General features: G+C 69.6%; 21 protein-coding genes. 1 reads left to right on the top strand and 20 read right to left on the bottom strand.

Features of this window, described 5'->3' with window-relative positions:
* Positions 1-16 precede the first annotated feature (16 nt).
* The 8 genes from LJ657_RS24525 to rpsB all read right to left on the bottom strand — a co-directional run bounded on the left by LJ657_RS24525 (position 17) and on the right by rpsB (position 7825).
* Complete coding sequence (locus LJ657_RS24525) at positions 17-1093, bottom strand: thiamine ABC transporter substrate-binding protein (protein WP_232650892.1); 1077 nt, start codon at positions 1091-1093, stop codon at positions 17-19.
* Between the two features lie 218 nt (positions 1094-1311).
* Positions 1312-2418, bottom strand: a complete 1107-nt coding sequence (gene rlmN / locus LJ657_RS24520) for a dual-specificity RNA methyltransferase RlmN (RefSeq protein ID WP_232650891.1) — start codon at positions 2416-2418, stop codon at positions 1312-1314.
* Between the two features lie 99 nt (positions 2419-2517).
* Positions 2518-2967: an SRPBCC family protein gene (locus LJ657_RS24515; protein WP_232650890.1), complete on the bottom strand. Its 450-nt coding sequence runs from the start codon at positions 2965-2967 to the stop codon at positions 2518-2520.
* A gap of 143 nt (positions 2968-3110) precedes the next feature.
* The gene (locus LJ657_RS24510; RefSeq protein WP_232650889.1) at positions 3111-4247 is read right to left on the bottom strand and encodes a phosphatidate cytidylyltransferase; all 1137 of its coding nucleotides are present in this window, start codon (positions 4245-4247) and stop codon (positions 3111-3113) included.
* Positions 4247-4804: a ribosome recycling factor gene (frr, locus tag LJ657_RS24505; RefSeq protein WP_030943211.1), complete on the bottom strand. Its 558-nt coding sequence runs from the start codon at positions 4802-4804 to the stop codon at positions 4247-4249. The genes LJ657_RS24510 and frr overlap by 1 nt, the downstream gene beginning before the upstream one ends.
* Before the next feature lie 144 nt (positions 4805-4948).
* A complete protein-coding gene (gene pyrH, locus LJ657_RS24500; RefSeq protein WP_232650888.1) occupies positions 4949-5710 on the bottom strand; it encodes a UMP kinase in 762 nt (253 codons plus the stop codon).
* 185 nt (positions 5711-5895) lie between these two features.
* Positions 5896-6732, bottom strand: coding sequence for a translation elongation factor Ts (tsf, locus tag LJ657_RS24495; protein WP_232650887.1), 837 nt, complete (start codon positions 6730-6732; stop codon positions 5896-5898).
* Between the two features lie 157 nt (positions 6733-6889).
* Complete coding sequence (rpsB, locus tag LJ657_RS24490; protein ID WP_232650886.1) at positions 6890-7825, bottom strand: 30S ribosomal protein S2; 936 nt, start codon at positions 7823-7825, stop codon at positions 6890-6892.
* Between the two features lie 269 nt (positions 7826-8094).
* Between rpsB and LJ657_RS24485 the strand changes: the two genes are divergently transcribed.
* Positions 8095-8673: a M23 family metallopeptidase gene (locus tag LJ657_RS24485; protein ID WP_232650885.1), complete on the top strand. Its 579-nt coding sequence runs from the start codon at positions 8095-8097 to the stop codon at positions 8671-8673.
* Positions 8674-8842: 169 nt separating this feature from the next.
* Here LJ657_RS24485 and LJ657_RS24480 read toward each other — a convergent pair whose 3' ends face one another.
* The 12 genes from LJ657_RS24480 to rplS form a co-directional block, all read right to left on the bottom strand.
* The gene (locus LJ657_RS24480; RefSeq protein WP_232650970.1) at positions 8843-9400 is read right to left on the bottom strand and encodes a TetR/AcrR family transcriptional regulator; all 558 of its coding nucleotides are present in this window, start codon (positions 9398-9400) and stop codon (positions 8843-8845) included.
* A 74-nt stretch (positions 9401-9474) separates the two neighbouring features.
* Entirely contained in the window at positions 9475-10317 is an 843-nt protein-coding gene (gene whiG, locus LJ657_RS24475) for an RNA polymerase sigma factor WhiG (protein ID WP_232650884.1), read from the bottom strand.
* Between the two features lie 271 nt (positions 10318-10588).
* On the bottom strand, positions 10589-11749 hold the full coding sequence (gene dprA, locus LJ657_RS24470; protein WP_232650883.1) for a DNA-processing protein DprA: 1161 nt from the start codon (positions 11747-11749) through the stop codon (positions 10589-10591).
* Positions 11746-13371, bottom strand: a complete 1626-nt coding sequence (locus LJ657_RS24465; RefSeq protein WP_232650882.1) for a YifB family Mg chelatase-like AAA ATPase — start codon at positions 13369-13371, stop codon at positions 11746-11748. The genes dprA and LJ657_RS24465 overlap by 4 nt, the downstream gene beginning before the upstream one ends.
* Positions 13371-13775 (bottom strand): YraN family protein, encoded by a 405-nt coding sequence (locus LJ657_RS24460; protein ID WP_232650881.1) that lies wholly within the window; start codon positions 13773-13775, stop codon positions 13371-13373. The genes LJ657_RS24465 and LJ657_RS24460 overlap by 1 nt, the downstream gene beginning before the upstream one ends.
* 87 nt (positions 13776-13862) lie before the next feature.
* Positions 13863-14171: a DUF2469 domain-containing protein gene (locus tag LJ657_RS24455; protein WP_003965949.1), complete on the bottom strand. Its 309-nt coding sequence runs from the start codon at positions 14169-14171 to the stop codon at positions 13863-13865.
* A gap of 56 nt (positions 14172-14227) precedes the next feature.
* Positions 14228-14761 (bottom strand): NUDIX hydrolase, encoded by a 534-nt coding sequence (locus tag LJ657_RS24450; protein ID WP_232650880.1) that lies wholly within the window; start codon positions 14759-14761, stop codon positions 14228-14230.
* Positions 14751-15527: a signal peptidase I gene (lepB, locus tag LJ657_RS24445; RefSeq protein ID WP_232650879.1), complete on the bottom strand. Its 777-nt coding sequence runs from the start codon at positions 15525-15527 to the stop codon at positions 14751-14753. The genes LJ657_RS24450 and lepB (LJ657_RS24445) overlap by 11 nt, the downstream gene beginning before the upstream one ends.
* A gap of 91 nt (positions 15528-15618) precedes the next feature.
* Positions 15619-16626 carry a signal peptidase I gene (lepB, locus tag LJ657_RS24440; RefSeq protein WP_232650878.1) on the bottom strand — a complete coding sequence of 336 codons (1008 nt, stop codon included), beginning with the start codon at positions 16624-16626 and terminating at the stop codon, positions 15619-15621.
* On the bottom strand, positions 16514-17626 hold the full coding sequence (gene lepB / locus LJ657_RS24435; RefSeq protein WP_232650877.1) for a signal peptidase I: 1113 nt from the start codon (positions 17624-17626) through the stop codon (positions 16514-16516). Before lepB (LJ657_RS24435) ends, lepB (LJ657_RS24440) begins: the two co-directional genes overlap by 113 nt.
* Positions 17619-18314: a signal peptidase I gene (gene lepB / locus LJ657_RS24430; protein WP_232650876.1), complete on the bottom strand. Its 696-nt coding sequence runs from the start codon at positions 18312-18314 to the stop codon at positions 17619-17621. Before lepB (LJ657_RS24430) ends, lepB (LJ657_RS24435) begins: the two co-directional genes overlap by 8 nt.
* A gap of 81 nt (positions 18315-18395) precedes the next feature.
* On the bottom strand, positions 18396-18746 hold the full coding sequence (rplS, locus tag LJ657_RS24425; protein ID WP_030041016.1) for a 50S ribosomal protein L19: 351 nt from the start codon (positions 18744-18746) through the stop codon (positions 18396-18398).
* Positions 18747-18763: the final 17 nt, after the last annotated feature.

The raw sequence follows: 18763 nt of genomic DNA, 5'->3' as shown, positions 1-18763 counted from the left end.
CGCCTTGCGCGGACGGCTACTTCAGTACGAGTGACGTCCACGACTTGACCCACTGGTCACGGTTGGCGGCGATCTTGTTCGGGGCCATGGTCTCGGGGTCCTTGGCCGGCTGCCCGTACTTCACGAACTCCGGCGGCACCTGGGCGCCCTCGATCACCGGGTAGACGAACATGTTGAGCGGCATGTCCTCCTGGAACTCCTTGCCGACCAGGAAGTCGATGAACGCCTTCCCGCCCTTGGAGTTCCCGGCGTTGCTGAGCAGCCCGGCGTACTCGATCTGCCGGAAGCAGGTGCCGTACGACGTCCCGATCGGCGCGGTCTTCGGCTTCGGGCTGCCGTAGATGACCTCGGCGGGCGGCGAGGAGGCGTAGGACGTGACGAGCGGCCGGTCCGCCTTGGCCTTCTTGCCTCCAGCCGACCCGGAGAACTCCTCGTTGTAGGCCTGCTCCCAGCCGTCGACGACCTTCACACCGTTCGCCTTGAGCTTCTTCCAGTAGCCCTGCCAGCCGGTGTCGCCGTACTTGGCGGCGGTGCCGAGCACGAAGCCGAGGCCGGGCGAGGAGGTGGAGGCGTTCTCGGTGACGAGGAGGTTCTTGTAGGCGGGCTTGACGAGGTCGTCGAACGACTGGGGCGGTGCCAGCTTGTGCTTGCTGAAGTACGCCTTGTCGTAGTTGACACAGATGTCACCGGAGTCGATCGGCGTGACCCGGTGCTTGGCCTGGTCGACCCGGTACCGCGCCTGGATCCGGTCCGCGCCCTTCGCCTCGTACGACTGGAACAGCCCGTTGTCGAGCGCCCGCGAGAGCAGGGTGTTGTCGACGCCGAAGAAGACGTCGCCCTGCGGGTTGTCCTTGGTGAGGATGGCCTTGTTGACGGCCTGCCCGGCGTCGCCGGTCTTGAGGACCCTGACCTTGTATCCGGACTGCTTCTCGAAGTCCGCGAGGACGTTCTTCGAGACGGCCCACGAGTCGTGGCTGACGAGGGTGACGGTCTTGGAGTCCGCCGAGCCCCCGCTGCCGGACGAGGACCCGCACGCGGACAGCGTGATCAGGCCGAGGCCGACCGCGGCGGCCACGAACGTCTTGGTGTGCACTGAATTCCTCCTGGCTGACCAGGAAGAGACGCGGCCCTGCCCGGGAGCGCCGGAGCATTCCACCGGCTCCCGGGCAGGGCGCAACAGCTCGAGTGAAGACCGAACTTCCTACCCAGAATGACCTGGGCAAGGTTCAGAGGGTCTGCGGCCCGGTTGCCGCACTCTCAGCGCTGTGGCGCTCCCCTGTCGGAATATGAAGATGTACGTACGGGCTCAGGTTACCGCTCGGTGGCCGCGAGCTGGCCGCAGGCCCCGTCGATCTCCTGACCCCGGGTGTCCCGGACGGTGACCGGCACACCATGCGCGGCGATGGCCTCGACGAAGGCCTTCTCGTCCTCGGGCCGGGACGCCGTCCACTTCGATCCGGGGGTCGGGTTCAGCGGGATGAGGTTGACGTGCACGGGCTTGCCGCGCAGCAGCCGCCCGAGCCGGTCACCGCGCCACGCTTGATCGTTGATGTCGCGAATGAGCGCGTATTCGATGCTCAGCCGCCGCCCGCTCTTCTCGACGTACTCGAACCCGGCGTCGAGGACCTCGCGCACCTTCCACCGCGTGTTGACGGGGACGAGGGTGTCGCGCAGCTCGTCGTCCGGCGCGTGCAGCGAGATGGCGAGCCGGCACTTGAAGCCCTCGTCGGCGAACCGGTGGATGGCCGGGACGAGTCCGACGGTCGAGACGGTGATGCCGCGCTGTGAGAGCCCGAGCCCGTCGGGCGCGGGGTCGGTGAGCGCCCGTACGGCCTGCACAACCCTGTTGTAGTTGGCGAGCGGCTCCCCCATCCCCATGAAGACGATGTTGGAGAGCCGCGCGGGCCCGCCCGGCACCTCGCCGTCCCGCAGCGCCCGCATCCCGTCGACGATCTGGTGCACGATCTCGGCGGTGGACAGATTCCGGTCGAGCCCGGCCTGCCCGGTGGCGCAGAAGGGACAGTTCATCCCGCACCCCGCCTGCGAGCTGATGCACATGGTCACCCGGTCCGGGTACCGCATCAGCACCGACTCGACGAGCGTCCCGTCGAACAGCTTCCACAGCGTCTTGCGCGTCGTCCCCTGGTCGGTCGACAGATGCCGTACGACCGTCATCAGCTCGGGAAGCAGCGCCTCCTGCAGCCTGCCGCGCGAACCGGCCGGGATGTCGGTCCACTCCGCCGGGTCGTGCGCGTACCGCGCGAAGTAGTGCTGCGAGAGCTGCTTGGCACGAAACGGCTTCTCCCCGATCTCGGCCACCGCTTCTTTACGCTCGGCGGGCGTGAGGTCGGCAAGGTGCCGCGGCGGCTTCTTGGCTCCGCGGGGGGCGACGAAAGTGAGTTCTCCGGGCTTAGGCATGGCTGTACCAGTGTCGCAGATCCCGCGGAGTGGCCCGCTCCACCATGAATGCGAGGGAAAGCGAGCCCTCCAGGAGGCCTGCGACGGCTACAGGGCTGCCTAGGCAGTGGTGTGCTCCAGCTTGTCCTTGAGCAGCTGCTCGTTGCGCGGCATCTCCTTGCGGACCTGGGGGCGGACGACGAGGGGCAGCAGGAGCTTGCCGAGGCCGTGTCCCTCGAAGTCGAGGTCCATGGTCACGTGGGTACGGCGGCCGTCGTCGATGGGCGTGATCTCGCCGTGGAAGTTGCCCCTGACGGGGCCGTCGATCCCACGCACGGTCCAGGAGCGCTGCGGTTCGTACTGGGTGCACTCCATGGTCATCGGAATGTCGCGGCGGCCCACGTGCCGGGTGACCCGGACCCGGGATCCGAGTCCGAAGGGGCGGTCGTCGAGCTGCTCGGTGGCGACCGCGCTCAGCTGCCACTCCGGCATGTGGGAGGGGTCGATGATGTACGCCCAGGCGTCCTCGGGACGGCAGTCCACGTCGAACTCCTCGTGGATGGTGGACATGGCGCCTCCTCTTCGGGTTCGGGAGATCCCCTCTGCGGGCTTACACCGGAATCGTCCCACTCGGCCGACGGGTGCGCCATCGTCCGGGAACGCGTGGAGCCCCCGCCCTCGGAAGGGCGGGGGCTCCACGCGTCACGGGCCGGTCAGCCGGACCCCACGAACAGCACCATCAGCAGCCACACCACAGGCGCCGTGGGCAGCAACGAGTCCAGCCGGTCCATGATGCCGCCATGACCCGGCAGCAGGGTGCCCATGTCCTTGATGCCCAGGTCACGCTTGATCATCGATTCGCCGAGGTCGCCCAGCGTGGCGCTGGCCGCGACCGCGAGGCCCAGGAGCAGGCCCTGCCACCAGGCGCCGTCGTCGATCAGGAACTGCATGCACAGCGCCCCCGCCACCATCGCGAACGCGACCGCGCCGAGCAGGCCCTCGCGGGTCTTGCCGGGACTGATGCGCGGGGCCAGCTTGTGGCTGCCGAAGCGCCAGCCGACGGCGTACGCGCCCGTGTCGCTGACCACGGTGAGGAGCAGGAAGGTCAGCACGCGCCACGGGCCGTCTTCGGCCGTCAGCATCAGCGCCACGAACGTCGCCAGGAAGGGAACGTAGAAGGCCGCGAAGACGCCCGCCGTGACGTCCTTGAGGTAGCCCTCCGGCGGCTCCGTCATGCGCCATACGAGGACGGCGAGCGCGGTGAGCGCCATGGCGACCCACGCGCCCTCGGTGCCCCGGACGTAACCGGCGACGACCATCGCTCCGCCGCCGAGCGCCAGCGGGACCAGGGGCGCCTTGATGCCCTTGCGCTCCTGGAGTCGGCTGGTCAGCTCCCACAGGCCGACCACGACGGCGACCGCGATCACACCGACGAAGACCGCCTTGACGACGAACAACGACGCGATGATCACCACGCCGAGCGCCACGCCGACCCCTATGGCCGCGCCCAGGTCGCGGCCCGCGCTCTTCTTCTGCGGGCGGGGCGCCGGCTGGGGGGCGTCGGGCATGGGCTCCGGATTCTGCTGCGCCACCGGATAGGGCGGCGACTGAAGGGGTTCGTCGCGGAACAAGGGGCCGCTCAGCCGAGCGGCCCCCCGGTCGTCATCCTGGTCACCGCCGTACGCGGGTACCTCGGGCACGATGGGCATGGGGCGAGTCTGCTGCGCCTTGGGCGCATCGTACGCCGGACCCGCCGGGGCAGCCCCCTGGACAGGTCCCTGGTCGGACGGCCCCCAGTAACCCGCCTGCGACCCGGTGTGGGGCGGCGCTCCCCAGGAAGAGTCGTTCATCAGACCTCGAGCAGCTCCGCTTCCTTGTGCTTCAGGAGCTCGTCCACCTGGGCCACGTACTTGTGGGTGGAGTCGTCGAGTTCCTTCTCCGCGCGGCGGCCCTCGTCCTCGCCGACCTCGCCGTCCTTGATCAGCTTGTCGATGGCGTCCTTGGCCTTGCGGCGCACGGAGCGGATGGAGACCCGGGCGTCCTCGGCCTTGCCCTTGGCGACCTTGATGTAGTCGCGACGACGCTCCTCGGTGAGCTCGGGGAACACCACCCGGATGATGTTGCCGTCGTTGCTCGGATTGACGCCCAGGTCGGAGTCGCGGATCGCCTGCTCGATGTTGCGCAGCGCCGTCTTGTCGAACGGGGTCACCACCGCCATGCGCGGCTCCGGCACGGAGAACGAAGCCAGCTGGTTGATCGGCGTCGGCGCGCCGTAGTAGTCGGCCACGATCTTGTTGAACATCGCCGGGTGCGCACGACCGGTGCGGATCGCGGCGAAGTCCTCCTTGGCGACCACGACGGCCTTCTCCATCTTCTCCTCGGCCTCGAGGAGGGTCTCTTCGATCACCACTTGCTCCTGCGTGTCTTGAGTAAGGCCCGGCTGCGGTTCCTTGGTGGGGCGGCGGCCGGCTGCGTCGCGTCTTCTTCCTGCACGGTTCCCGACCTGCGGGACATTGTCCATCCCCCGGTCAGGGTCCGTGGGTGTTGCTGGTCAGTCCCGGCTGTCCTGGTCACCCACAAGCGTGCCGATCTTCTCACCCTTGACGGCGCGGGCGATATTGCCCTCGGCCAGGAGCTCGAAGACGAGGATCGGGAGCTTGTTGTCGCGGCACAGCGTGACGGCGGTGGCGTCGGCGACCTTGAGGTCGCGGGTGATGACCTCGCCGTAGCCGAGGGCGTCGAACTTGACCGCGTCGGGGTTGGTCTTCGGGTCGGAGTCGTAGACCCCGTCCACGCCGTTCTTGCCCATCAGCAGCGCCTCGGCGTCGATCTCCAGGGCGCGCTGCGCGGCGGTGGTGTCGGTGGAGAAGTACGGCATGCCCATACCGGCGCCGAAGATGACCACACGGCCCTTCTGCAGGTGGCGCACGGCGCGCAGCGGGATGTACGGCTCGGCGACCTGGCCCATGGTGATGGCGGTCTGCACCCGGCTGTCGATGCCCTCCTTCTCCAGGAAGTCCTGGAGGGCGAGGCAGTTCATCACTGTGCCGAGCATGCCCATGTAGTCGGAGCGGGCCCGGTCCATGCCGCGCTGCTGGAGCTCGGCGCCGCGGAAGAAGTTGCCGCCGCCGATGACCACCGCGATCTCCGAGCCGTCCCGGACGACGGCGGCGATCTCACGAGCGATCTTGTGCACCACGTCCGGGTCCACACCCAGGCCCCCGCCACCGGAGAAGGCCTCACCGGACAGCTTCAGCAGAAACCGGCCGCGTACTTTGCCGTCGTCGCTCTTCTGGGGCTTGGTGGTGGTCATGGAGATCCCGCCTCTTTCACGTGTTGCACATACGAAGAAGGCCATTGCCGCTGGGGTGTTGGCATCCCATGCTCGGCAATGGCCTCCTCGTCAGATCTGCTGTCGTCCCTCACGCGCGTGCGTGAGGGACGGCCGGACGGCTGCACTCGACCCTATCGGGCCGGGACACCGATCGCGGCACGGACTCAGATGCCGACCTTGATACGCGTGAAGCGCTTCAGGGTGACACCGGCCTCGTCCAGAACCTTCTGGACCGACTTCTTGTTGTCGAGCGCGTACGGCTGACCGAGCAGCGTGGCGTCCTTGAAGAAGCCGTTGAGGCGACCCTCGACGATCTTCGGGAGGGCGGCCTCGGGCTTGCCCTCGGCGCGGGTGGTCTCCTCGGCGACGCGACGCTCGGACTCGACGACCTCGGCCGGCACGTCCTCCTTGGCGAGGTACTTCGGCGCGAAGGCGGCGATGTGCTGCGCGACACCCTTGGCGATCTCGGCGTTGGGCTTGTCGAGCTCGACCAGGACACCGATCTGCGGGGGCAGGTCGGGCATCGTGCGGTGCATGTACGCGAGAACGAAGCCGTCGCCGTACTGCGCGAAGCGGTCCAGGACGATCTTCTCGCCCAGGTTGGCGTTGGCCTCGTCCACGAACGCCTGGACGGTCTTGCCGGCCTCGATCTCGGAGGCGAGCAGCGCCTGGAGGTCGGCCGGGGAGGTCTTGGCGACGTGCTCGGCGATCGCGGTGGCGACGGCCTGGAACTTCTCGCCCTTGGCGACGAAGTCCGTCTCGCACTTCAGCTCGACCAGGACACCGGAGGAGTTGTCGTCAGCGATGATCGAGACCACGGCGCCGTTCTCGGCGGAGCGGCCCTCGCGCTTGGCGACGCCCTTCTGGCCCTTGATCCGGAGCGCCTCGACGGCCTTGTCGACGTTGCCCTCGGCCTCGTCCAGCGCCTTCTTGCAGTCCATCATGCCGGCGCCGGTGAGCTCACGAAGCTTCTTGACGTCGGCGGCGGTGTAGTTCGCCATGAGTCTGTGAATCTTTCTCGAAGTCTGGAAGATCGAAGATCTACGGGGTCTACGGCCCCCAATACAGCCGGGGACGGCTGACTCGCCGCTGACCTACGGGTGAACGGCGGGGGCGGATTTCACACCGCCCCCGCCGTCAACCTCTGACGCTGACGGGTCAGGCCTGCTCGGCGTCCGCGGCCGGAGCCTCGGCGGCCGGAGCCTCGGCCTCGGGGGCCTCAGCGGCCGGAGCCTCGGCCTCGGGGGCCTCAGCGGCGGGAGCCTCGGCGGGGGCCTCGGCCGGCTTCTCGGCCTCGGCGGCCGGAGCCTCGTCGGCCTTCTTCTCGCCCTCGAGCAGGTCGCGCTCCCACTCGGCGAGCGGCTCGCCGGCGGCCTTCTCGCCCTTGTCACCGGTGGCGACGCGCGAGCGGCTGATGAGGCCCTCGGCGACGGCGTCGGCGATCACACGGGTGAGCAGGGTGACGGAGCGGATCGCGTCGTCGTTGCCCGGGATCTTGTAGTCGACCTCGTCGGGGTCGCAGTTGGTGTCGAGGATGGCGACGACCGGGATGTTGAGCTTCCGGGCCTCGCCGACCGCGATGTGCTCCTTCTTGGTGTCCACGATCCAGACGGCGCTGGGCACCTTCTGCATCTCGCGGATACCGCCGAGGGTCTTCTCCAGCTTGGCCTTCTCACGCGAGAGGACCAGGAGCTCCTTCTTGGTCAGACCCGAAGCGGCGACGTCCTCGAAGTCGATCTGCTCGAGCTCCTTGAGGCGCTGCAGACGCTTGTAGACGGTGGAGAAGTTGGTGAGCATGCCGCCCAGCCAGCGCTGGTTGACGAAGGGCATGCCGACGCGGGTGGCCTGCTCGGCGATGGCCTCCTGCGCCTGCTTCTTCGTGCCGACGAACATGACCGTGCCGCCGTGGGCGACGGTCTCCTTGACGAACTCGTAGGCGCGGTCGATGTACGACAGCGACTGGAGCAGGTCGATGATGTAGATGCCGTTGCGCTCGGTGAAGATGAAGCGCTTCATCTTCGGGTTCCAGCGACGGGTCTGGTGACCGAAGTGGACGCCGCTCTCCAGCAGCTCCCGCATCGTGACGACGGCCATGGCCGTTCTCCTTGAGTTTCTCGGTTGTGCCGCGGGGGCCGGACGGCTCCCGCGCCTGACGCCCACGTGCGCCGTGCCACGAAGGACCGAGGGGCGCTGACACCGGCTTTTGATGACCAGGTGTCGGGGCGTGCGAAGTCGACCCGGTGACCCGGATCGCCAGAAGAAGTGTACGGGACCGCCGGGGCACCGGGTGACGCCGCTGTCCACAACCGGGGAGTAGTCCACAGCTCCCGGCTCGATCGGCGGCGGCGCGGCAGGGTTCTCGCATGCGAGCGAGGCGATACGTGCGGATGACATGGGTGGCGCTGCTGGGACTGATGTTGACCGTCCTGGCCCCCTGGGCCTGGGCGGACGACCCGCCGCCGGCACCGGCACCGGCACCGGGCGCACCGGTCCCTGCCGTCGGCCGCGTCTGGCCCGTGGGAACCCACCCCGCGGTCCTACGAGGCTGGGAACCTCCGGCGACGGTCTACGGACGCGGCCACCGGGGCGTGGACCTGGCAGCACCGGCCGGAACACCGGTGAGAGCGGTCGCAGCCGGCCGCGTGTCCTTCGCGGGCCGGGTGGCCGGCCGGGGCGTGATCTCCGTACAGCTGACGGACACGGACCTGCGCACGACCTACGAACCGGTGAAGGCGTCGGTACGGAAGGGCGACGAGGTGGCGCCGGGCGAGGTCGTCGGCACGGTGGAGCCGACGGGCAACCACTGCACGGTCACGTGCGTGCACTGGGGCTTGCTGAGGGGTGAGACCTACCTGGACCCACTGTCCCTGCTGCCACCGTGGCTACTGCACCAGGGCCCGTCGAGGCTGTTGCCGGTCCTGGGCGTGCCGCTGCCCTCTTGAGCCCCGTCGGAGCCTGCGAGAGCTCGCGCGGCCGCCGTGGCCTGCGGGCAGTCGTGCCGCCTCGGTGGCACCCGACCCGAAGAAACTCGGGTGGCACCCGACCCGAAGAAAGGCGGCACCCCGTCAGCGCGGGCCGGCGACCCGGCACCGACAGCAGCCCCCACCGCCCTCAGCCGCGCACCCCCCGCAAAGCCATGGCCACCGCAGCCTCGGTGATCGCCGAGGGATCCTCGGCCGCCCCCAGCTCGATCCTCCGCACAGCGGCGTCCACAACCCCCTGCAGCAACATCGCGGCCAACCGAGGCGAGGAGTGCCCCATCTCCCCCAAGGCCTCGACGATCATCGCGACAAGCCCGCCGTGCGCGGCCCTGATCTTCTCCCGCGCCCCCGCATCCAGCTCACTCGCCGAAATCGCCACAACAGCCCGATGCCGCCGGTCCCCGACCAGCACCAACTGCTGCCGCACATACGCCTCGACCTTGCCCTCGGCCGACCCCGCCCGCTCCATCGCCGCCGAGACCTCGGCGGCCCACACCGGGAAGTCGACCTCGCACAGTTCCTGGACCACAGCCGCCCGGGAGCGGAAGTACTCGTAGACGGACGACCGGGCGAGCCCCGTCCGCTCGGCGAGGGCGGGGAACGTCAGCGCCTCCGTCCCCCCCTCGGACAGCAGAGACCGGGCCGCGTCCAGCAGGGCGGCACGCTGCATCGACCGGTGTTCGGCCACGGAGGCCGCTCGAATCCTTGGCACGTCAACCACTTTACGGACGGACCACTCCCGAGGGGAGTGAGTCGGGCCGCTCAACGTCCGAAGCTCGCCAGCTTCGCCCGCAACTGCAGCACGGACTTGGTGTGGATCTGACTCACCCGGCTCTCGGTCACGCCGAGTACGTTCCCGATCTCGGCGAGCGTGAGCCCCTCGTAGTAGTACAGCGTCACGACGGTCTTCTCCCGCTCGGGCAGGGTGTTGATCGCCCGGGCCAGGAACCGCCTGAGCTCGCGGTCCTCGGCCACCTCCACGGGGTTGTCGGCGGCGGTGTCCTCCAGCGTGTCCATGAGACTGAGCCGGTCGCCGCCGTCACCCCCCACATGCAGCAGCTCTTCCAGGGCCACCACGTTGGCCAGCGACAACTGGCTGAACACCGCGTGGAGTTCATCCACGGCGATGCCCATCTCGCCGGCCACCTCGCCCTCGGACGGTGTCCGCCTCAGGCGCGCCTCCAGCGTCGCGTACGCCCGCTCCACGTTCCGTGCCTTCTGCCGCACCGATCGCGGAATCCAGTCCAGCGCTCTGAGCTCGTCGATCATCGCGCCCCGGATCCGGGTGATCGCGTACGTCTCGAACTTGATCTCCCGGTCGATGTCGAACTTCTCGATCGCGTCGATGAGTCCGAACACCCCGGAGGAGACGAAGTCGGCCTGCTCCACGTTCGGCGGCAGACCGACGCTCACCCGTCCCGCCACGTACTTCACCAGCGGCGAGTAGTGCAGGATCAGCTGCTCCCGCAGCCGCTCGTCCCCCGTGTCCTTGTACGACCGCCACAGCTCGTCGAGTGTCGAGGGAGCGGGCGGCCGCACGCTGCCACCGTCACGGGCGGCTGGGGGGATCGCCGCCCGGTCGGACCCGGAGGTGTGCTGGGGCATTCGTCGCCTTGTGCCGTTCTGCCGTGAAGTGGGGGTGCCTGGGTGAGCTGTCGGTCTGATGTCGAGATGCCGGGCTGTGCCGGAATCCACGTGAGCGTAGCGTGACTGAAGTGTCGCGGTGCGCGAAGGTCGGCGCGGATCGGATGCGCAGATACGTTCCGCAGGGCGCCCCACGGAGTCGTGGAGATTGCTGTGCGTGACCGCCGGGGAACGCCAACTGCGGGTATTTCCACAGGTGTCAGGCTTCCCCCGGACGGCCGAACACGCTCGGTCAACATCGACTGCGACCCCCGCGGACGGAGATCATCGCCTGGCGTGTCAACTTCCAGCCGTCGCCGTGTCGTTCGACGTAACCGAGTGATCGGAGTTCGTACAGTCTCGCGATCGCGTCGTCCTGCGTGGTCTGCGCGCCCCGAGCGATGTCGCCGGGCGGTGCCGTCCCGCGGCCGGGCAGTGCGGCCAGGACGCGCCGGGCGCCGGGCTCCAGAAGATCGCGGGGCAGCACGGGTCCGCGCCGCTCCGGGGCCAGCTCGCCCATGTCGCCGACCAGCTCGACGACTTCCGCGGCGTCGGTGACGAGCACGGCGTCGTCCCGCAGGAGCTCGTGCACTCCCGCGGAGAGGCCGCTGGTGGCCGGCCCGGGCACCCCCATCGTGTGGCGGCCCAGCCGCTGCGCCGCCCGTGCCGTGACCAGCGAGCCGCTGCGACGGGCGGCCTCGACGACCACGGTGCCCCTGGTGAGGGCGGCGATCACCCGGTTCCGGACGATGAATCTGCTCGGGGTCGGATGATCGCCGGGGGGCAATTCCCCGATCACCAGTCCCTGTTCCGCGATCCTGCCGAGCAACTCGGTGTGCCCCCGCGGGTAGGCCCGGTCGGCCCCGCAGGCCAGCACCGCGACGGTGGCTCCGCCGGCGCCGAGCGCGCCCCGGTGTGCGGCCCCGTCGACCCCGTAGGCACCGCCGGAGACGACCACCCAGCCGTGCTCGGCGAGCCCGGCGCCGAGCGTGCCCGCCATGTGCGCCCCGTACTCGGTGCACGCCCGAGCCCCGACCACGGCGACGGATCTGAGCGCCCACATCCGCAGACTGGGCCGCCCCCGCACCCACAGCCCCACCGGGCGCGCGTCCCCCAGGTCGTCGAGCTGCCCGGGCCACTCGCCGTTCCCGGGCGTCACGAACCGCATGCCGGCCTCCTGGGCTACGGCGAGATCCCGCTCGGGCTCGGCCTGCTCCGCGCGGTCCAGCAGCCCGGCCCACCGCTTGTCGGTGATCCCGACGAGCTGCGGCCCGCCGTCGCGCAGCCGCCGCGCCACCTCCACCGCCCCGAGCTCCCGCAGCCACCGCCCGCCGGCCTCGTCCCCCGGTTCGAGCACACGGCTGAGAAGGACCCGGGCCCGCAGTTCGCCGGCCGGGTCGTCATCGAGCCTCATGTCAGCGCCCCGATGGCCATGGGCACGCCGCGCGGCACGCCGGTACGCAGTTGCAGCGCCAGGGCGACGTCCGTCGCGTCGGGCCGGTCGTGTCCCACGAGGTCCGCGACGGTCCAGGCGACGCGCAGGACGCGGTCCAGCCCGCGGGCGGTCAGCACACCCCGCTCCAGATTCCGTTCCGCCTCGTCCATCGCCCCGGTCGCGGCGTGCCAGCGGCTGCGCAGCTCCCGCCCGGGGACTTCGCTGTTGGTCCGCCAGGGCGTGCCCGCAAGGCGTGCAGCCGCGCGCTCCCTGGCCGCCCGTACCCGGTCGGCGACCGTCGTGGTGGACTCGCCCCCGGCGCCGCGTTGGGTCAGCTGGGCGCGGGTGACCCGGTCGACCTCGACGCGCAGGTCGACCCGGTCGAGCAGCGGGCCGGACAGCCGCGCCTGGTAGCGGCGGATCGACGAGGGCGGGCACTCGCAGAGGTCGTCGGCCAGCGAGAAGCGGCCACAGGGACAGGGGTTCGCAGCGAGCACCATCAGGAATCTCGCCGGGAACCGCACGACACCCGCACTGCGCGCGATCACCACGTGCCCGGACTCCAGCGGCTGCCGCAGCGCGTCGAGGGCGTGGCTGCTGAACTCTGGCGTCTCGTCGAGGAAGAGGACCCCCCGGTGGGAGAGCGAGACGGCGCCGGGCCGCGCGACGCCAGGGCCGCCGCCCACGAGCGCCTGCATGGTGGCCGAATGGTGCGGGGCGCAGTACGGAGCGACGTCGATCAGGGGTTTGCCAGGGGGCAGCAGACCCGCCACCGAGTGCACCGCCGTGACCTCCAGCGACTCCTGCCGGCTGAGCAGCGGGAGGATCGCGGGGAGCCGCTCCGCGAGCATCGTCTTCCCGGCACCTGGCGGGCCCTCCAGGAACAGGTGGTGGCCTCCCGCCGCGGCGACCTCGACCGCCGTCCGCGCCGAGATCTGGCCCACCACGTCGGCGAGGTCATGGCCCTGGTCGTGCTGTGCGGAGCCCAGGCTGCGCATCCCCGTGGCCGCGCCCGTGCCGGGCACCCGCAGTCCGGCGAGCAGCGGATCGGGACGGCCCTGGTCGTCCGGTTCCTCGTCGGGTACGGGCTCGTCCGCCAGGACGGCGATCAGCTGGCGCAGGCTGCGCACCCCCAGGACGGACACGCCGGGCACCAGCGAGGCCTCGGCGGCCGCGCAGTCGGGCACGACCACCTGCTCGTAGCCGGCGTCCGCCGCGGCCAGCACCGCCGGCAGGATGCCCCGGACGGGCCGGACCCGGCCGTCCAGGCCCAGTTCCCCGATCATCACGATGTCGGCGAGCACCCGCGGGTCGATCCGCTCGCAGGCGCCGAGCACGGCGCAGGCGACCGCCAGGTCGAAGCCGCTGCCGCCCTTCGGCACCGATGCCGGGCTCAGCCCCACGGTCAGCTTCTTCTGCGGCCATTCGGCGCCCGAGTTGACGACCGCCGCCCTCACCCGGTCCCGACTCTCGCTCAGGCTCTTGTCCGGCAGCCCGACCAGCGTGAACGCCGCCACCCCCGGCTCCAGATCCGCCTGGACCTCCACCACCACGCCCTCGACGCCCACGAGCGCCACCGAGCACGTACGCGCGAACCCCATCAGGCCACCCCCCGCGCGTGTTCGACCACGGGTGCGCCGCGATCGGGGAGCAGGATGCCCACCAGGTCGATGCGGATGCCCCCCGGCGGGGCTCCGCCGTGTTCCTGCGCCCAGCGTTCCGCCAGACCGCGCAGACGTTCCGCCTTCGTCGGCGGGACCGCGGCCATCGGGTGCTGGAAGGTGCCCGCCCTGCGGGTCTTCACCTCGCAGACCACCAGGACGTCCCCGTCCCGGGCCACGATGTCGATCTCACCCGTCCTGCCGGAGCGCCAGTTGCGCTCCAGGACCGTCATACCGGCGTCCGCCAGCCGCCGCGCGGCCAGATCCTCGCCGTACCTGCCCATGGCACTGCGTTGTGCGTTGCGTGTACTCATGTCGGCACCACCTCCGGCGCCAACCGTCACGCATCCGGCCCGACCAAGTGGATCTTGGTGGACTACTCACCGGTTGTGGACAAACCCGTCACCCGGACGAGCGGCCGACCCTGAGCGTCAGCCGCCCGGCAGTTCGAGATCGCTCTTGTTCAGCTCCTCGATGTTCACGTCCTTGAACGTGAGTACCCGCACCTGCTTCACGAAGCGAGCCGGCCGGTACATGTCCCAGACCCAGGCGTCCGCCATCGACACCTCGAAGAACACCTCGCCCTGGACCGAGTGCACCTGCATCTCGTAGTCGTTGGTCAGGTAGAAGCGCCGCTCGGTCTCGATCACGTATTTGAACAGACCGACGACATCGCGGTACTCCCGGTAGAGCTTCAGCTCCATCTCGGTCTCGTACTTCTCGAGGTCCTCGGCGCTCATGGCAGCTTCCCCTTCACCCGTGCGATCCCACCATTGTGCGCCAGTCCCGTGAGCCCCTAGACGATTTCGGGGTCAAGGGTCACAGGCCTGGCCGGGGGACCTTCGTCGAGCAGCCTGCACAGCAGCTCGGCGAGTCTGGTCGGATACACGGTCTCATGCGCCCGGGCAAGTTCCCGACACGTCCACCAGCGTGCTCCTGCGACGCTGCGCCGCTCCAGTTCCGTGAGGCCCGTGGCCTCGGGCACCGCCGCGGACGTATCCGTCGTACGGGCCAGGTAGTACCACTCGTCCTGGTCCCAGCGGCGGCCCGCGAACGGGAAGGAACACATCCGCCGCCACAGCACCGGGCCGAGTTCGACATCGGTGATGCCGGTCTCCTCGGCGAGTTCCCGGAGCGCGGCCTCCTCGCGGCTCTCGTCGCCCTCCAGACCGCCGCCGGGCGTGAACCACCAGTCGTCGGCCGTGTCGTCCGGCTCATGGCCGTGCAGGAGAAGAATGCGGTCCTCGGGATCGAGCAGGACCACCCGGGCCACCCTGCGCAGCCCTCCCCGGTACGAGTCCTCGTACCCGCCCGCGGCCTCAGCGGGCACCCACGGGCTCCGTCCGCGCACGGGTGCGGCGCCCGCCCGTCCGCTTGGCGATCGGGCCGTACGCGCCGCCGCCGAGGACGAGGACGGCCCCGGCCACGATCAGCGTGACGATGATCCGCAGCGGGCCGGGCTGGGAGAGCACGCCGAGGGTCTGGAAGCCGGTGGGGCGCTCCAGCATGCCTTTCATGGGCCAGACGACGGCGTCCACGCGAGCCGTCACGGCCGAGCGCGCGACGGTGCCCTGGGCCGCGTCGCTGAGGTGGGCGGAGGAGTCCAGCGACCCCTGGCGCTCGTCACCGAGCAGGAACAGGCGCCCCTGGGGGACCTTCACGGTCGGGATGTTCTTGTCCTCGACGACGCTGCCCTTGAGGTAGCCCTCGTCGATCTGCTTGCCGTTGACGGTCAGCTTGCCGTTCGTGCAGCAGGAGACCGTGTCGCCGCCGACCGCGACCACGCGCTTGACCACGGATGCGTTGGTCACCCAGGACTTGTCGTTGAAGACGACGACATCGCCCCGGCGGATCTCACTGCCGTCGACGCGCTGGGCCAGGACCCGGTCGCCGGCGTCGATCGTCGGCGTCATCGAGGTGGTCGGTACGGTGTACGGCCGGTAGACCACCGCTCCCCAGCCGAATCCGCCGAGGAACAGCACAATGCCCAGTGCGATGGCCAGTCCGGACAGTCGCTCTCCGGTCCTGCTGCCCACCGGGCCCGTGCTCTTGCCGCCGCTGCGCGGGGCCGTACGCGTAGTGCTCTCGCCACCCATGGGTCCGCACCCTACCCGGCGGTACCTGCCCCGGTCAGCCCTTGACGGCCGACCGAGGTCACAGCTGCACCAGGGCTTCACCAAGCCATGGTCAGGCGGAGTTCTCCGCGCCCGCTTTGCGCGTCTCGGCCACGGCGATCCGCCTACGGCGCCACAGGGCCACCGGCACCACACCGGTGAGGGCGAGCGCGTTCGGGGCGGCCGACAGGGCGGCGGACGCCGAGGACTTGTCATTCAGTCCCGGCTGGTCGAAGGTGTCCGGGATCGGGAGGGTGTCCCAGCGGGTGATCGGCCAGGCGATGACGATGGCGCGGCCGACGACCTTGTTCACGGGAACCATGCCGTTGTGCTTGTCGCTCTGGTTGTAGCGCGAGTCGCGCGAGTTCTGCCGGTGGTCGCCCATGACCCAGATGTAGCCCTTGGGGACCTTCACCGTGAACTGGCCGCCCTGGTCGTCGACGCTGCACGGGGTGTTGCCGGCGTACACGAACGACGCGTCGTTGAGCGCTTTGCCGTTGACCCTGAGCGGGCCGGAGCCCTTGCAGGAGACGGTGTCGCCGCCGACGCCGATGACGCGCTTGATGAGGTCCTTCTCCTCGGCGGACGGCATCAGACCGATCCAGCTGAGGGCCTTCTGCAGTGGGTTCGGATTGGCCGTGGGCTCGCCCGCCAGCCAGTTGTCCGGGTCGTGGAAGACGACGACCTCGCCGCGCTCCGGCTTCGAACCGAACCAGGGGGTGAGCTTGTCGACCAGGACCCGGTCGCCCTGCTGAAGGGTGTTCTGCATCGAGTCCGAAGGGATCGAGAACGCCTGCACCAGGAACGTCTTGATCAGCAGCGCCAGCACGAGCGCGATACCGATCAGGATGGGCAGCTCCTTCCAGAAGGAGCGTTGTTTCTTGGACCTGGGGGGTGTACCGCCCGAGCCCTCTTCCTCGGTCCGGTTCCGCTCGCCCGGCGCCCTGCCGTCGTCGGTCGCCCCGGAGTCACTCCCGGAGGTCACGGCGCTGTCCGCGGCCGGGACGGCTGCGGAAACCCCTTGCGCGGGCTGTCCGCGGTGCTCCTCGCCGTCGTGTCCGGACCGTGCGCCAACCGCCACATCCCCCACGCCAACTCCTTACTCTGTGCCGCTGCCTGCCCCAGACGCGGTGCAGGCCCACCACTCCCATAACGAGCGGGAGTTCCGCAGGGCTCGGGAGCTGGACCGTTCCGTTGAAATAGTCAGGAGCAACCCTATGCGACAGCTGCGGGGACGCGGTCGTCCCCGACACGGAGTTGGAAACGGAGGAGAAAGTTTTAGGTTCCTTCAAGGAGGTCCAGTGACCGAAGGGCCATGCGATCACCATCGCCCGTCCCACCACGGAGTCCTCGGAGACCGTGCCGCCGTAAGGGGTGTTCTGGTGGGCGCGGGAGTCCGCGGAGTTGCCCCGGTGATCGCCCATCACCCACAACCGCCCCTTCGGGACAGTGATCTCGAACGGCTGCGTGGAGGGGGCGTTTCCGGGATACAGATAGCCGCCCTCGGTCAGCGGAACGCCGTTGACGGTCACCCGCCCCTGCGCGTCACAGCACTTGACATGGTCACCGCCGACGCCGATGACCCGCTTGATGAGGTCCTTCTCGTTGTCGGACGGCAGCAGGCCGATGAAGGTGAGCCCCTCCTTGACCTGCTTGACGACGACGGGGTCGTTCTTCTTGGTCGTGGTCTGCTCGTCCGCGAGCCAGCCGCCGGGGTCCTTGAAGACGACGACGTCCCCGCGCTTGGGCTTGGAGCCGAACCACGGGGTGAACTTGTCGACCAGGACCCGGTCGCCGATCCGGATCGTCTGCTCCATGGAGCCGGACGGGATCACGAACGCCTGGACGAGGAACGTCTTGAGGACCAGGGCTATGAGAACCGCGACGCCGACGAGGAGAGGTATCTCCTTGACCGCGCTGCGCCTGCGCTTTCGTTTGACCTTGCGCTGCAGCTTGCGCCGCTCGGCGCGGGTGCGGCCGGCGCCCCCGGCCACCGGGCCGGAGGCGCGGCGGGACCCGGTGGGCAGCAGACCCTCGGCCGGGCCGTCGGCGGCACCGCGCGGTTTGCCACGGTTACCCATGCGCACCGTCCGCGGCGGGCACGCGCGCGTAGGCGCCGGGACGCTGCAGGCGGGTCCAGTGGGCGGTGGGCCAGACGATCCAGTCGGCCCGTCCGATGACGTCCGATACGGGGATCATGCCTCCGCCGGGCGAGCCCAGGTGGTCGCGGGAGTCGCTGGAGTCGCTGCGGTGGTCGCCGAGGACGAAGAGGGTGCCGTCGGGCACGACGGCGGTGAAGGGCACCGTGGACGGGCTGTCACCGGGGTAGAGGAACGTCGACTCGTCGACCGACCGGCCGTTCACCTTGATCCTCCCCTCCTTGTCACAGCAGACCACCCGGTCTCCCCCCACGCCCACGACGCGTTTGACGTAGTCGGCGTTCCCGAAGTACCCGCTGCCGTCGAACACGACGACATCGCCGCGCCGCGGCTCGGCACCGAAACGGTACGCCAACTTATTTACGAGGACCCGGTCGCCGATCCTCAATCCGTTTTCCATGGATCCGCTGGGAATTTGGAATGGTTGGACCACGAAAGTGTTCAGGAGCAGCAAAAACACCAGGCAGGCCAGCAGGATCGGAGCGGTCCAGCCACCGGGCAGCCAGTCGGTGATTCTCGACACCAACGCGAAACGCGACCGTTCCTCCGCAGCCACTGGTCCAGGGCGGGAGGAGCGGTCGCGCTCCGTCGGCTGTGCTTCGGTGTCCATCGGGGCCAGATGCTATCCGGCCCCGCTGTGGCACCTTCTTGTCGGCTCGCTCGCCTACGGCTCACGAGCGACGGCGCGAGCTCAGTTGTCGCGCTTCTCCTTGATCTTCGCGGCCTTGCCGCGCAGCTCGCGCAGGTAGTACAGCTTGGCGCGACGCACGTCACCGCGGGTGACGAGCTCGATCTTCTCGACGATCGGGGTGTGCACCGGGAAGGTGCGCTCGACGCCGACGGAGAAGGAGACCTTGCGGACCGTGAAGGTCTCGCGGACACCGGCGCCCTGGCGGCGGATCACAACGCCCTTGAACTGCTGCACACGGGAGCGGTTGCCCTCGATGACGCGGACGTGGACGTTGACGGTGTCACCCGGGCGGAAGGCCGGGACGTCGCTGCGCAGCGACGCGCTGTCGACGGAGTCGAGCAGGTGAGACATTTCGTCTGCTTTCTTCG

Origin of the sequence: Streptomyces guryensis (genome assembly GCF_021261325.1) — a bacterium.
Classification (GTDB): domain Bacteria; phylum Actinomycetota; class Actinomycetes; order Streptomycetales; family Streptomycetaceae; genus Streptomyces; species Streptomyces guryensis.
This window is presented reverse-complemented; position numbering and strand designations above follow the sequence as displayed.

Excerpts from the sequence above, each read along its gene's own strand:
- rlmN (WP_232650891.1), bottom strand. The coding sequence starts at position 2,418 with ATGCCTAAGCCCGGAGAACTCACTTTCGTCGCCCCCCGCGGAGCCAAG.
- LJ657_RS24515 (WP_232650890.1), bottom strand. The coding sequence starts at position 2,967 with ATGTCCACCATCCACGAGGAGTTCGACGTGGACTGCCGTCCCGAGGAC.
- LJ657_RS24510 (WP_232650889.1), bottom strand. The coding sequence starts at position 4,247 with ATGAACGACTCTTCCTGGGGAGCGCCGCCCCACACCGGGTCGCAGGCG.
- pyrH (WP_232650888.1), bottom strand. The coding sequence starts at position 5,710 with ATGACCACCACCAAGCCCCAGAAGAGCGACGACGGCAAAGTACGCGGC.
- tsf (WP_232650887.1), bottom strand. The coding sequence starts at position 6,732 with ATGGCGAACTACACCGCCGCCGACGTCAAGAAGCTTCGTGAGCTCACC.
- rpsB (WP_232650886.1), bottom strand. The coding sequence starts at position 7,825 with ATGGCCGTCGTCACGATGCGGGAGCTGCTGGAGAGCGGCGTCCACTTC.
- LJ657_RS24485 (WP_232650885.1), top strand. The coding sequence starts at position 8,095 with ATGCGAGCGAGGCGATACGTGCGGATGACATGGGTGGCGCTGCTGGGA.
- whiG (WP_232650884.1), bottom strand. The coding sequence starts at position 10,317 with ATGCCCCAGCACACCTCCGGGTCCGACCGGGCGGCGATCCCCCCAGCC.
- dprA (WP_232650883.1), bottom strand. The coding sequence starts at position 11,749 with ATGAGGCTCGATGACGACCCGGCCGGCGAACTGCGGGCCCGGGTCCTT.
- LJ657_RS24465 (WP_232650882.1), bottom strand. The coding sequence starts at position 13,371 with ATGGGGTTCGCGCGTACGTGCTCGGTGGCGCTCGTGGGCGTCGAGGGC.
- LJ657_RS24455 (WP_003965949.1), bottom strand. The coding sequence starts at position 14,171 with ATGAGCGCCGAGGACCTCGAGAAGTACGAGACCGAGATGGAGCTGAAG.
- lepB (WP_232650879.1), bottom strand. The coding sequence starts at position 15,527 with ATGGGTGGCGAGAGCACTACGCGTACGGCCCCGCGCAGCGGCGGCAAG.
- lepB (WP_232650877.1), bottom strand. The coding sequence starts at position 17,626 with ATGGGTAACCGTGGCAAACCGCGCGGTGCCGCCGACGGCCCGGCCGAG.
- lepB (WP_232650876.1), bottom strand. The coding sequence starts at position 18,314 with ATGGACACCGAAGCACAGCCGACGGAGCGCGACCGCTCCTCCCGCCCT.
- rplS (WP_030041016.1), bottom strand. The coding sequence starts at position 18,746 with ATGTCTCACCTGCTCGACTCCGTCGACAGCGCGTCGCTGCGCAGCGAC.